Here is a 12,518-nt window from a genome sequence, read left to right as displayed (position 1 = left end):
GGCAGCATGACCGCGCTTGCCGACTGGCTCGACAGCGTGAACCGGACCGTCGGCAATCTGGTGCGCTGGTGCGCGATCCTGATGGTGCTGGTGCAGTTCGGGATCGTGCTTTTGCGGTACGTTTTCGGCATCAGCTTCATCGCGCTCAGCGAAAGCGTGCTCTACCTGCACGCGACGCTGTTCATGCTCGGCGCCGGCTACACGCTGCTGGTCGACGGCCATGTGCGCGTCGACATCTTTTACGCCAAGGCCAGCCGGCAGCGGCAGTCGGCGATCGACCTGTTCGGCCATCTCGCGCTGCTGATCCCGTCGATGACCGTGCTCCTTGTCTGGTCCTGGCCGTCGGTGCGCAATTCCTGGTCGATCCTGGAAGGCCCGATCTCGGTCGGCGGCATTCCGGCCTCCTTCCTGCTGAAATCGCTGATCCCGGCCTTCTGCGTGCTGCTTTTGATCCAGTCCGTCGCCTGCCTGCTGCGCGACCTTGCCCGCCTGCGCGAGGCCGCCGCGTGATGCCGCTCGACCTGTTGATGTTTGCCGGACTGATCGGCTGCATCCTGCTCGGTTTTCCGGTTTCGTTTTCGATCGCAGGGGTGGCGACCGTGTTCGCCTTTCTGGGCTGGGCCGCCGGCCAGATGGACATCACCCTGCTCGGCGCCCTTGGCCAGCGCGTCTTCGGCGTTCTCACCAACGACGTGCTGATCGCGATCCCGCTGTTCGTGCTGATGGGCGTGGTGCTGGAACGCAGCCGGGTGGCGGAGGAACTGCTGGAAACAATGGGCCGGCTGTTCGGCGGCCTGCGCGGCGGGCTCGGCGTTTCGGTCGTGCTGGTCGGCGCGCTGCTTGCCGCCTCGACCGGCATCGTCGGCGCGACGGTGATCGCGATGGGCATGATCGCGCTGCCGACCATGCTCCGCAACGGCTACAATCCGCGGCTCGCGTCGGGCGTGGTCTGCACCGCCGGCACGCTCGGCCAGATCATCCCGCCCTCGACGCTGTTGATCATCCTGTCCGATGTGATGTCGAACGCCTATCAGCAGGCGCAGTTCGAACAGGGCAAGTTCACGGTCGAGACGATCTCGGTCGGCCAGACCTTCGCCGCCGCGCTGCTGCCCGGTCTGACGCTGGTCGGCATCTATATCGTCTACGTGCTGGCGCGCGCCTTCCTCGTGCCCGCCGATGCGCCGCCGGCCGACACGTCCGAACCCCGCCCGGACCTCACCGCCATTATCGGCGCGATCGTGCCGCCGATCCTGTTGATCGTCGCCGTGCTCGGCGCGATCCTCGGCGGCGTCGCCACCCCGTCGGAGGCCGCCTCCGTCGGCGCGGTCGGCGCGGTGCTGATGGCGGGCTACCGCAACGGCGCGCCGACGAGCCTGATCCTGCTCGGCGCCGCAGCGCTGCTGCTGCTGGCCGTGGCGGCGGGACTGGCGCCGGTGCGCCTGCAACGCAGCGACGTCACCGTGATCGGCTGGGTCCAGGGCGCGCTCTACACAGGCCTGGCGCTCGCCGGCGTCGCCGCGATCCTGGCCTCGCTCGCCCGCATGGCCCGCATCGGCATGCTGAAACCGGCGCTCACCTCGACCATGACGGTGACGGCGATGATCTTCGCCACCATTCTGACGGCCAGCATCTTCTCGCTGGTCTTTGTCGGGCTCGGCGGCGAGGAGCGCATCGAACAGATCCTGACCGCCATGCCCGGCGGCCCGACCGGGGCGCTGATCTTCTGCATGGCGCTGGTTTTCGTGCTCGGCTTCTTCCTCGACTTCGTCGAGATCACCGTCATCCTGTTGCCGCTGATCGTGCCGGTCTTGATCCTGATGGGCCACGACCCGGTGTGGCTGGCGATCCTGCTCGCCATCAATCTGCAGACGTCGTTCCTGACGCCGCCCTTCGGCTTTTCGCTGTTTTACCTTCGCGGGGCGGCGCCGCCGGAGATCACCACCGGGCACATCTATGCCGGCGTCGCGCCGTTCATCGCGCTGCAACTGGTCGGCATGGCCATCATCTGGCTGATGCCGGCGATCGCCACCTGGCTGCCGGCGGCGATCTTTTAGAGCCGTCCTGCCATTCACGGGATCGCAGGCCGGTTCCACCTTATTGTCCTGACCCGTTTGCGAACGGCGAACCGGCCTCCGCTTCGCATCGGAACGCTCCAGGATCGCCCGTCCGCCCTATTTGCGCGCCGGCCCCTCGCGCTCGGCCGACGCCGCCCAAAGATTGACGTTGGCGTCCCGGGCGTAGCGGTCGATCTCGGCCAGTTCGGCCGCGGTGAAATCGGGATTCTTCAGGGCGCCGACGCAGTCCTCGACCTGTTCGGGCCGGCTGGCGCCGATCAACGCCGAGGTCACGCGGCCGCCGCGCAGCACCCAGCTCAGCGCCATCTGCGCCAGCGTCTGGCCGCGCCGCTCGGCGATGGCGTTGAGCGCGCGGATGTTGGCGAGCGTCGCATCGGAGAGGAAGGACGGCCTGAGCGACTTGCCCTGCGCGGCCCTGCTTTCGTCGGGGATGCCGCCAAGATATTTCCCCGTCAGCATGCCCTGCGCCAGCGGCGAGAACACGATCGACCCGATGCCGAGCTCGTCGAGCGTATCGAGCAGGCCGTCCTCCTCGACCCAGCGGTTGATCATCGAATAGCTCGGCTGGTGGATCAGGCAGGGCGTGCCGAGTTCGCGCAGGATCGCGGCCGCCTCGCGCGTGCGGCGCGCATTGTAGGAGGAGATGCCGGCGTAAAGCGCCTTGCCCGAGCGCACCGCCCGGTCGAGCGCCATCATCGTCTCCTCCAGCGGCGTGTCGGGATCGAAGCGATGCGAGTAGAAGATGTCGACATAGTCGAGGCCGAGCCGCTCGAGGCTCCGGTCGAGCGAGGCGAGCAGATATTTGCGGCTGCCCCATTCGCCATAGGGTCCCGGCCACATGTCGTAACCGGCCTTGGTCGACACGATCAGCTGATCGCGGAACCCGGAAAAATCGCTGCGCAGAATCTCGCCGAGGGCAGCTTCCGCCGCGCCGGGCGGCGGACCGTAATTGTTGGCGAGATCGAAATGGGTGATGCCGAGATCGAACGCCTTGCGGCAGATGGCCCGTTTGACCCGATGCGGGGTGTCGTCGCCGAAATTGTGCCACAGGCCGAGCGAGACGGCCGGCAATTTTAGCCCGGAACGCCCGCAACGCCGGTAGTGCATGCGCTCGTAGCGGTTCTCGGCCGGCTGCCATCCCATCGAGTTTTCCTTTCCGCGCGGGCGGGCCGCGCCGTTGTCGTCACCCCGACCAGGGGCCGTGATGGGCACCGCCGGCGTCGATCCGCTCAAAGCCGTGCGCGCCGAAATAGTCGCGCTGGGCCTGGATCAAATTGGCCGTGCCGCGCGCGGTCCGGTAGGTGTCGAAATAGGCAAGCGCGGCCGAAAGCGCCGGCACCGGAATGCCGGCCGCGGCGGCCCTGGCCACCGTGCGGCGCAGAGCCGGGTGCGCGTCCTGCATGGCCTTGACGAAGCGCGGGGCGGCCAGCAGGTTGGCCGGCGCGTCCTCGTCATAGGCACGCGCGATATCGTCGAGGAACTGCGAGCGGATGATGCAGCCCGCCCGCCATATCCGCGCCACCGTCGCCAACGGCAAGCCCCAGGCGAATTCGCGCGAAGCGGCTTCCATCACCGCGAAACCCTGCGCGTAGGCCGCGATCTTGCCGGCATAAAGGGCGCTTTCGAGATCATCGATCACGGCCCGCCTGTTCGCTTTCGAAAACGCCGTGACCGGCGCGCCGTAGAGGGCCTCGGCGGCGACGCGCTCGTCCTTCATCGCCGACAGGCTGCGGGCGGCGACCGCCGCCTCGATCGCGGTGGCCGGCACCGCCATGGTCTGTGCCTCGATCGCCGCCCAACGGCCGGTGCCCTTCTGGCCGGCCCGGTCGAGAATGACGTCGACGATGGGGTCGCCGGTTTCGGGATCCTCCGTCGCCAGCACGCTGGCGGTGATCTCGACCAGATAGGATTCCAGCCGCCCGCCATTCCAGGTTTGAAACAGCCGCGCCATTTCCCCGGCTTTCAGGCCGGCGCCGTCGCGCAAAAGTCCGTAGACCTCGGCGATCATCTGCATATCGGCATATTCGATACCATTGTGGATGGTCTTGACGAAATGTCCGGCGCCGTCCGACCCCAGATGCGCCACGCAGGGCTCGCCCCGATATTGCGCGGCGACGGCGACCAGCACGTCCTTGACGCGCAGCCAGGACGACGGTGCGCCGCCGACCATGATCGACGGACCGTTGCGCGCGCCGTCCTCGCCGCCGGAAACCCCCATGCCGATGAAGGCGAGGCCGCTGCCGTCGAGTTCGTCGAAGCGGCGCATTGTGTCGCGGAAATTGGCGTTGCCGGCATCGATCAGGATGTCGTCGGCCGAAAGCAGCGGCCTGAGCGCGCGGATCTGCTCGTCGACGACGGCACCGGCCGGCACCATCAGGATGATCGGTCGAGGCGGCCGGATCGCGGCTGCAAGGTCGGCGAGTGTGTCGCAGGGCACGATCATGGCGCCGAGCGCGCCGGCGTCCTCGGCGAAGCGGCGCGTCGTTTCGGTGGTCCGGTTCCACACGGCGATCCGGTGGCCCTTCTCGGCGATGTTGAGCGCCAGATTGGAGCCCATCACGCCAAGTCCGATCAGTCCGATTTCCGCCGTGTGCATGCTGTTCCCTTCCAAGGTTGCGCGCCCATTCACAAACTAGTTCGCCGTGCGCCGCAAGGCCGCGGCGCGCAAGGCAGCGCGTTTTTCCGGCCCGAGTCGCTCCCACATGCGCCAGCCGGCCTCGATCTCGGCATGGTTGACCAGAAGCAGGCGAAGCCAAGCCGAGTTCGGTTCCCTGCCGGTCTCAGAGGCGGCCGCAAGTCGCCCGTCGAGATCGGCCACCCGGTCGACCAGGCGGTCGAGAAGCCGGATCGCGCCAAGCTGCTTGGTCCGCCAGCCGACGGAAAGGCGCCGGTGCTTGGCATAAAACAGCGCCCCCATCGCGCCGCGCTCGCGCTCGAGCCGGATACGATCGAAAAAAGCGCGCCGCATCGCCGGCGGCTTGTAGTGGAAGACGGGCGCGGCGCCGCAATAGCGTCGTTTCAGCCCGCGCAGAGCAAGCCGCTCGAACATTTCCGGGTCTTCCCAGCCATAGGCAGTGAAGTCCTCGTCAAAGCCGCCCGCGGCCACGATGTCGGCCCGGGCCACCGATACGTTGCCGGTCGGGAAGGGATTGCGATGCCAGCCCGCAAAGCGATGGCGCGGCGGCGACGCCTCTGCCGGCGGCTCCAAGACGTCAACGATCGGACCGGTGACGACCGAGCCCGGCCGGCGCGCCTGCGCAGCGGCGTGCTGTTGCAGGAAGTCGGGCGCGACCAGGCAATCGTCGTCGAGAAAAACGAGCGTATCGCCACGGGCCAGTTCGAGCGCGCGGTTGCGCGCCGCGGCGGCGGCGGCATGAACGGCAAGCCGCGTTACGACGAGATTTTCCCGAGCGAATTCCCGCAGAACGGCCTCGGTATCGTCGCTTGAGGCGTCGTCGACCACGATCACCTCATAGGCGTCGGGAGCAAGCGTCTGGGTGAACAGGCGCGGCAAGGACAGCCGCAGCACGGCCGCGCGGTTGCGGGTCGGCACGATGACGCTGAGGGTTCCGGCGCCGGTCACCGCCTCACTCCGCCACCGTGCCGGGCTCGGGTTCGTGCATCTGCTCCCGGTAGAGCCGGCGATAGAGCCCGCCGCGCCCGAACAGCGTTTCGTGATCGCCATCCTCGACGATCCGACCGCGGTCGAGCACGATGATCCTGTCGACGCCACGCACCGTGCTGATCCTGTGCGCCACGATCAGCGTCGTGCGCCCGGCCGAGACGCGCTCTATCGCATCGCGCACGAGCTGTTCGGACACGGTGTCGAGCGCGGAGGTCGGTTCGTCGAGCATCAGGATCGGCGGGTCCTTCAGGAAGGCGCGCGCGATCGCGATGCGCTGCCTCTGACCGAGCGACAGGTTGAGACCGCGGACAGCGACCGGCGCGTCGTAGCCGCCCGGGAGGCGCCGGGCGAACTCGTCGACATGGGCCGCGTGTGCGGCCTGCATGACCTTTTCCATCGGTGCGTCCGGGTCGCCGAGGCGGATGTTGTCGATCAGGCTGCTCTCGAAGATCGCCGGCTCCTGGAAGACGATGCCGATCGATCCCCGCAAATCGGCAAGCCGCATGGCCGCGACGTCCGTGCCGTCAATCACCACCCGGCCGGCCTCGGGCGACAGAAAGCGTGGCAGAAGGTCGAGCAGGGTCGACTTGCCGGCGCCGCTCGGCCCGACAATGGCGACACGCTGCCCGGCCGGGATGGTCAGGTCGAAATCCTCGAAGGCGAAGCCGCCCGGCTGGTGCAGGAACCGCACCTTGTCGAAGCGGATATCACCGCGCAGCGGCGCGTCAGCCGGCGTCGCGGTGCCGTCGCGCTCGCGCGGCAGGCCCATGATGACCTCGAAGCGCTCGAGCACGGCGAAGAGCTGGATCAACTGGCCGATCGAGTGGCTACCTTCCTGCAGCGACGGGTAGGCCAGGCCGACGATCACCAGGAAGGAGGTCAGCTCCCCGAGCGATATCAAGCCGCGCGACAGCATGAAGGCGCTGGCGAACATCATCGCCGATATGCCGAGCGCGGCCGCCATGGCGACGGCGGCGGGATGCAGCGATTCCATCATGTCGCGTTCGATCTGGACGGTGAGCGCCCCGCGGTTGAGCACTTCGAATTGCCGAATCGACTGGTCTTCGAGGCAATAGGATTTGATCTCCTTGGCGCCGCGCACCGTTTCCTCGAACCGCCCGACCAGCGTCGCCAGCTGCCGCTGCGACAAATGTGCCTTGGCGTGCAACGTGCGGCCGAAGCGCGAGGTGATCCAGGCGAGCGGGCTGACGAGCACGATCGCGCAGACGAAAAGCCGCCAATTGGTCCAGGCCATCGCGACGGAGAAGCAGACCACCAGGATGATCGCCGGAATCAGCGAAGCGACCACCCGGGTCATGGCGTGCTGGAAAACCTGCAGATCGTTGGAGAAGCTCGAGACCAGCTCGCCGCCGCGCAAGGCATGCAGGTTGCGCGGCGCGGTCGCCAGAATGTCGGTGAAGATGCGCATGCGCACCGAAGCGGTGATGCGCTGACTCAGCCGCGTCATCAGATAGACCCGGACGAAGGTGAACACCGAGGCGGCGCCGAAAATCGCCAGGCCGAGCGCCAGGTGCCATGCCAGCGCCATCGTTTCGCCGCTAGGGAACACCGACCGGACAAGCGTTGCCGCCCAGCCCGGCATCAACAAATAGAGGCCGGCCGAAACCGCCGTCGCGACAAGCGCGGCGACGAACTCGCTGCGCCGCCGCCACAGTTCGCCGGCAAGCCAGGAGATATGACGTGTGACGGCCATCAGGCGGCCTGTGGGACGAGATCGGCCACGAGCGCCTCGGCGACACGGCGAGCGGCGCCTGGCGCGCCCATAGCGAGGCGCAGTTCGCTTTCCATCGCGGCGAGATCGCCGCCGAGCATGTCGAGCACCGCCGCGGCGATCTGCGCGGCGGTCAGGCGGCCGACGATCTCGGGCGTCACCATCCTGCCCGCGCGTCGATTGGGGTGCGCGGTGAAGGACAAGGTACGCAGATAAGCGTGGCCGAGCGCGCGCTTGATGTATTTTCCACCCAGCGGCAGGCGGCCAATATGACCGGCAAGGCCGGGCATCGGGCTGGTTTCGGCCCAGTAAGTCGGCAGCGTCACCAGCATCGGCAGCCCCAGCGCGGCGAGCTCGGCCGTATTGGAGCCGGGCAGGGTCAGGGCAAGACGCGCGCGCGCCGCGGCGTCCGCCGGGCGGGCGACCTCGATGGCGTTGCCACCGGGCGTGAGAAGGCGGGCGCCGTCACCGTCCCGCCGCCAATCGAGCGCGACCGCGTCGATCGGGCGGCCGTCATCGACGTCAGATAGATTGGCCAGGAAATCCAACGAGAGATAATCCGATTTCGCCAGCACCCATTCGATATCCGGGCGCTGGCGCGACACCAGGTCGGCGACGGCGCCGTAGAAGGGCAGGATGTATTTGGCGATGTAGTCGCGGCTGCCGGGATAAAGGGCGATCACGGTCCTATCGCGCTGACGGGTAAAGCGTTCGGGACAGCGCAGCCTGGCGGCATCGACCATCAACTCGCCGACATAGGTTTCATTCGGAACCGGCACGCCGTGTTCGTCTCCGGCGAGACCGGAATAAAATACCCGGTCGAAACGCCACTCCATGGCCGAGCGCGCCTCGAGATAGGCATGACAGGGGCGACCGAGCCGCTTGGCGATCAACCAGGTGAGATAGCGGTCGCCGCCGAGATGGAAGACCAGCCCCGGCAGGTCGCGCTCGATACCGGCCGGTGTTCGGTTGCGCGTGATCAGCGCTTTTGACGCCTCGATCGCGCAATGACCGTCGACAAAGGAAAACTGGCGGATGACGTCGCTTTCGGCACCGCTGGAGAAAACACATGGAACGATGGCGGCCGTAATCCGGATATCGGGCGCGATGTCCTTGAGGGCATTGGCAAGCGGGTAGAGCCAGCCGGACACTTCGCCCGGTCCGTTCACGGTGAAAACGATCTCAGCCTGAGCGCGAGATCCCATCAATTTCCCTTTTCGGCATCAACCGAACGGCCGGGACATGGCCTTGAAGGGAGAGACGCGCCGCGCAATGTGCCGCGCGTGCAATTCCATTCCCGCCCGTCAGATACGGAAGTCGCGCGCAATCCACAAGAGCCACATCCGGTAGGTTTCGAGCTTGATGCCCCAAACGCGGTTGACCATCGGTTTTTCGACGCCGCGCACGATGCGATGGAAACTGGAAGGACTCTCGGCGTAATAATCCATCAGGTCGTCGCGCTTGTAGTTGTTGACCATATGCTGCCACGGCCCCCCGCTTACCGGCTCCTCGACCTGGCCGTGCAGCCCGGCGACCCCCAACGCCTTCAGGCGGTCGAGGAAGATGACCGCCATGGTGGAATAGTAGCGGCCACCATGCGCCTTGCGCAAAAGGTTGCAATGATAATGGGCCGGAAACCGCTCGACCGGCACGGGCGGGGCTTCCTTCCAGGAGCGAAACAGCAAATAGCGTATTGTGCGCCGTGTCACGGGCTCGCGGTAACGGCCGGTGGCAAGCCGCCACAGCATCTTGGCGACCAGGGGCGGCATGATGCGCCGGGACATCAATTTGACATGACGCCGCGCGTCGACGCAGCCGAACAGATAGCCGACGACCGCGCCGTCCTCCTCCACGACGAGGCAGGATTCGGGTTCGTGATCGGTGTAGTAATTGCACCAATAATCGGCGAAAAGCTCATCGTCCTCGAACACCGCCCGGGAGCCGAGATTGCGATAGGCGGTCTTGCGGCAGATCTTGCGCACGGCATCGCGGTCGCGCGGTTCAAAGGGTCGGATGGTTCCCGTTCTCGATCGTGCGGGGCTCATGGCGCTTTCACCGGGTCCTTGCCGGGTTGGCGATAGACCCGTCCGCCCCATGTCACGCGCGGATCGAGCGCGACGGCCACAATGACCCACAGCCCGATCGCGATCGCCAGCGGCTCGTAGAAAAGCGCCAGTGGCAAAAGCCGGCGGAGCCCGCCAGCGAGAAGGTTGGCGGCGACGAAGGCGGCACCGGCAAGATAGCGGACCGCGAAGGCGGCCCAGAGCGCCGCCGATCCGCTGGCGAGTGCGGCAATGGCGAAGATCGGCAGCAGCGCCATCCAGGCGGCAAGCGCCACCGAAAGCGGCGCGACCGGGCCAGAGCCGACGCGCTTGGCGCGCGCGATCAGGCTTTGCCAGTCTGGAGCAGCGCGTACGCTCACCGTCGGGTCGTCATAGGCTATCCGGCAACCCGTCCTGGCGAGCGAGCGCGCAAAGGCGAGATCTTCGGTGAGGGTCGGCCCGATCGCCGCGAACCCGCCAACGGCGAGGTAGGCCGACCGCAAAAAGCAGAAATTGCCGAACAGAACGCCCCGATCGAGCCCAAGCCAGGACAAAAGCCAGCACACGCCGAGATAGAACGCGGCGTCGACGCTCTGCCAGGCCGCAAGCGCGCCGCCGCCGCGAAACCGCACCCGTCCCGCCACCGCGTCGGCACGGCCGTCGAGGATTTGAGCGGTCATGCGCCTCAGCCAGTCCGGCTCCACCAACGCGTCTGCGTCGAGGACGAGCACGATCTGCCCGCGCGCGGCGCGAAAACCGAGATCAAGCGCATTCTGGCGCGCGGTCAAGGACGTCGCCGCCGCCTCGTCGATGCGGATGAGACGCAGCCCCTCGACAGCGCAGGCGCGCGCGACCCCGGCCGTGTCGTCGGTGCTCCGGTCGTCGACCACAACGATTTCGAGTTCATCGTCGGCGACGCCGTCCTGGCGGGAGATCGCGTGCAGGCAGGCGGCAATGGCATCGCCTTCATTATGCGCGGTGACGACCACCGAAAAGCGCGGGCTCATGCCGCTTTTCCCGGCGTGGCGCCGTCCACGGCGCGGAGCCTGGCACTGGCAAGTCCGGCCAGGATGTGGCCGGCGATGGCGCGGCTGGCGCCGGGTTCGCCCATGCGTTCACGGCCGGCCGCCTGCATGCGCGCCCGCGCCTGCGGATCGGCGAGCAGGCGCGACACCGCGCCGGCGATCGCCTCCGGCCGGCGCGCCGCGGCGACGGCGGCCGGGCCGAAATACTCTATCTTCATGCGCACATATTTTTCACCCTGCGAGCCCGATCCGGGCACCGTGATCAGCGGCAGGCCGAGCCCGATCGCCTGTTCGTTGGCGGTGCCCGCCATGCCGACGGCCAACGTCGCCCTGTGCAGGATGTCGGCGAACGCGTCGGTTGCCAACATGGCGGAAGACGCCGCGGGTCCGCGATAAAAGATCGGCCCCGACCCGCCTTGTGCGGCGTCGGCAGACGGCCGCCATGCGGCCGCACGCGGGTCCTCGGCGATCAGCCGCCGGGTCGCCTCGAGGTCGGCGTCGGGATGGAGCGCGAAGGCAAAACACAACGGGTCCACCCCGGGCGCGACGGAGGCGGCCGCCTCGAGAAGGTCGAGCAGGTTTTCGGTCGCGTCGGCACGCGACCCGGGCAGCATGGCGACGACTGTCGTTTTATCGGCGACACCCAGACCGCGCCCGCTCACATCGAGCTCGTCCATCATCGGATTGCCGAGATAAAGCGTCGGCACGCGCGCGCGCTCCAGCTCGCTCACCGTAAAGGCGTCACGCGGGAAGGTCGTCAGGCAATGCCGTCTCAAGAGCCTCTTTTCCAGGCCGGTATAGCCGTGCAGGGCGTCATAATAGGAGGATTTGGCCGAACCGACAAAATAGAACGGGGTACGCGCCAGAACGGCGGCGGCGATCGGCACGATGTCGCCGACCGCCACCATCACGCGGTAACGGCCGGCCATGGCGCGCGCGGCGCGGACCTGGCGCCAGTGGGTCGCGATCCAACCGGCCTGCAGGTCGCGCCACATCATCGACCAGTCGAGCGTCGCGAACCCTTCGCTGGGCAGCGTGTTGAGCGCGCCGACCACCGGGACGCCGGCCTTGCGAAAGGCATTGCCGGCGCCGACCATCGGCCAGGCTTCGATGGCGAGTGCGTCCGGTCCGGCCTGCGCGCGGAGCTGTTTCAGGACCTTGACGGCGATCGTATCCTCGCCGTGACCGTTGCCGAGAAAAAGCACGTCCTTCATGGCGGTTCCGCCTCGCCGGCCGCAGCGGAGGCGCACGTGCCCTGCCAGCGCGCGGCCGCCTCGTCGAGGCTGACGGGCCGCCAGCCATCGGCCTCGAGCGTCCGCACAAAAGCTTCGATCTCGATCCGGATCGCGGGGCGGATCGCGTCGGCGGGATGCAGCGTCAAGCGAAACGGGGTCTGCGTGCGCAGCAGCCTGGCAGTGGCCGGCCGGCGGGCCAGGCCGGCGAGGGCCGCCTTGAGGCGGCGCTCGCCCTCGTCGAAATTCAACGCCGGACAGGGCACGAAACCGCCGTCATGCATCAATCCGCGTGCCGTCTGGTGGTGCGCTATCCCGACCCGGCCGAGCGCGGCGGCGACCGTCGGCGCCTGCTGCCAGCGCGGCGCACAGAACCAGCGCGGAGCCGCGCCAAGCGTCTCGACCAGCATCGCCCGGCCCTTGCGCAGCCGGTCGAGCGCCTCGTCGCGGCCGAGCCGGGCAAATTCGGAGCGGTTGTCGTGGCCGTAAACCAGCCAGTTCCAGAACTCGGGACCGAGCGAATGGGTCCAGCCATGCAAAACCTTTTCGCCGCGATGGGCCTGCAGGCGCGCGACGAGCGCGCCGTCTCGCTCGAGCGGTTCCCGTCCCTGCCAATTCGGCACGACCAGCAGGGCGGCACGGTCTCGGGCGGCGGGCGGCAACAGGGCGAGCAGCTCTTCGAGCGACGCCTCCATCCGCGGATGGACGTCGTGAACCTCCGGTATGTAGAACCGGGACCATCCGTCTGGCTTCAAGCGCGGCTTCGACACCGATCGACTTTCCAGCT

Annotated in this window: 11 protein-coding genes; 2 read left to right on the top strand and 9 right to left on the bottom strand. The window is 67.6% G+C overall.

Annotated features, from left to right (window positions below):
- Positions 1-6: 6 nt before the first annotated feature.
- Positions 7-510 (top strand): TRAP transporter small permease subunit, encoded by a 504-nt coding sequence (locus GN330_RS06145; protein WP_156711726.1) that lies wholly within the window; start codon positions 7-9, stop codon positions 508-510.
- Complete coding sequence (locus GN330_RS06140; protein ID WP_197435077.1) at positions 510-2,054, top strand: TRAP transporter large permease; 1,545 nt, start codon at positions 510-512, stop codon at positions 2,052-2,054. Before GN330_RS06145 ends, GN330_RS06140 begins: the two co-directional genes overlap by 1 nt.
- A gap of 117 nt (positions 2,055-2,171) precedes the next feature.
- On the opposite strand, the gene mgrA is transcribed toward GN330_RS06140, so the two are convergent.
- From mgrA to GN330_RS23410, 9 genes are all read right to left on the bottom strand, one after another.
- Entirely contained in the window at positions 2,172-3,218 is a 1,047-nt protein-coding gene (gene mgrA, locus GN330_RS06135; RefSeq protein WP_156711725.1) for an L-glyceraldehyde 3-phosphate reductase, read from the bottom strand.
- A 40-nt stretch (positions 3,219-3,258) separates the two neighbouring features.
- The gene (gene gndA, locus GN330_RS06130) at positions 3,259-4,671 is read right to left on the bottom strand and encodes an NADP-dependent phosphogluconate dehydrogenase (protein WP_156711724.1); all 1,413 of its coding nucleotides are present in this window, start codon (positions 4,669-4,671) and stop codon (positions 3,259-3,261) included.
- A 36-nt stretch (positions 4,672-4,707) separates the two neighbouring features.
- The gene (locus tag GN330_RS06125; RefSeq protein WP_197435052.1) at positions 4,708-5,658 is read right to left on the bottom strand and encodes a glycosyltransferase; all 951 of its coding nucleotides are present in this window, start codon (positions 5,656-5,658) and stop codon (positions 4,708-4,710) included.
- A gap of 4 nt (positions 5,659-5,662) precedes the next feature.
- Complete coding sequence (locus tag GN330_RS06120; RefSeq protein WP_156711722.1) at positions 5,663-7,414, bottom strand: ABC transporter ATP-binding protein; 1,752 nt, start codon at positions 7,412-7,414, stop codon at positions 5,663-5,665.
- Complete coding sequence (locus GN330_RS06115; protein ID WP_156711721.1) at positions 7,414-8,637, bottom strand: glycosyltransferase family protein; 1,224 nt, start codon at positions 8,635-8,637, stop codon at positions 7,414-7,416. Before GN330_RS06115 ends, GN330_RS06120 begins: the two co-directional genes overlap by 1 nt.
- Positions 8,638-8,736: 99 nt before the next feature.
- Positions 8,737-9,477 carry a GNAT family N-acetyltransferase gene (locus GN330_RS06110; protein ID WP_156711720.1) on the bottom strand — a complete coding sequence of 247 codons (741 nt, stop codon included), beginning with the start codon at positions 9,475-9,477 and terminating at the stop codon, positions 8,737-8,739.
- Positions 9,474-10,481, bottom strand: a complete 1,008-nt coding sequence (locus GN330_RS06105; protein ID WP_156711719.1) for a glycosyltransferase — start codon at positions 10,479-10,481, stop codon at positions 9,474-9,476. Before GN330_RS06105 ends, GN330_RS06110 begins: the two co-directional genes overlap by 4 nt.
- Positions 10,478-11,713, bottom strand: coding sequence for a lipid-A-disaccharide synthase-related protein (locus tag GN330_RS06100; RefSeq protein ID WP_156711718.1), 1,236 nt, complete (start codon positions 11,711-11,713; stop codon positions 10,478-10,480). The genes GN330_RS06105 and GN330_RS06100 overlap by 4 nt, the downstream gene beginning before the upstream one ends.
- Entirely contained in the window at positions 11,710-12,501 is a 792-nt protein-coding gene (locus GN330_RS23410) for a DUF2334 domain-containing protein (protein ID WP_197435051.1), read from the bottom strand. The genes GN330_RS06100 and GN330_RS23410 overlap by 4 nt, the downstream gene beginning before the upstream one ends.
- Between the last annotated feature and the right edge of the window lie 17 nt (positions 12,502-12,518).

This window comes from Nitratireductor arenosus (assembly GCF_009742725.1).
In the GTDB taxonomy this organism is placed as follows: Bacteria; Pseudomonadota; Alphaproteobacteria; order Rhizobiales; family Rhizobiaceae; genus Mangrovimarina; species Mangrovimarina arenosa.
This window is presented reverse-complemented; position numbering and strand designations above follow the sequence as displayed.

Bases quoted from the DNA above. Each gene is read 5' to 3' on its own strand.
- GN330_RS06115 (WP_156711721.1), bottom strand. From the start codon at position 8,637: ATGGGATCTCGCGCTCAGGCTGAGATCGTTTTCACCGTGAACGGACCG.
- GN330_RS06140 (WP_197435077.1), top strand. From the start codon at position 510: ATGCCGCTCGACCTGTTGATGTTTGCCGGACTGATCGGCTGCATCCTG.
- GN330_RS06120 (WP_156711722.1), bottom strand. From the start codon at position 7,414: ATGGCCGTCACACGTCATATCTCCTGGCTTGCCGGCGAACTGTGGCGG.
- GN330_RS06110 (WP_156711720.1), bottom strand. From the start codon at position 9,477: ATGAGCCCCGCACGATCGAGAACGGGAACCATCCGACCCTTTGAACCG.
- GN330_RS06145 (WP_156711726.1), top strand. From the start codon at position 7: ATGACCGCGCTTGCCGACTGGCTCGACAGCGTGAACCGGACCGTCGGC.
- GN330_RS06100 (WP_156711718.1), bottom strand. From the start codon at position 11,713: ATGAAGGACGTGCTTTTTCTCGGCAACGGTCACGGCGAGGATACGATC.
- mgrA (WP_156711725.1), bottom strand. From the start codon at position 3,218: ATGGGATGGCAGCCGGCCGAGAACCGCTACGAGCGCATGCACTACCGG.
- GN330_RS06105 (WP_156711719.1), bottom strand. From the start codon at position 10,481: ATGAGCCCGCGCTTTTCGGTGGTCGTCACCGCGCATAATGAAGGCGAT.
- gndA (WP_156711724.1), bottom strand. From the start codon at position 4,671: ATGCACACGGCGGAAATCGGACTGATCGGACTTGGCGTGATGGGCTCC.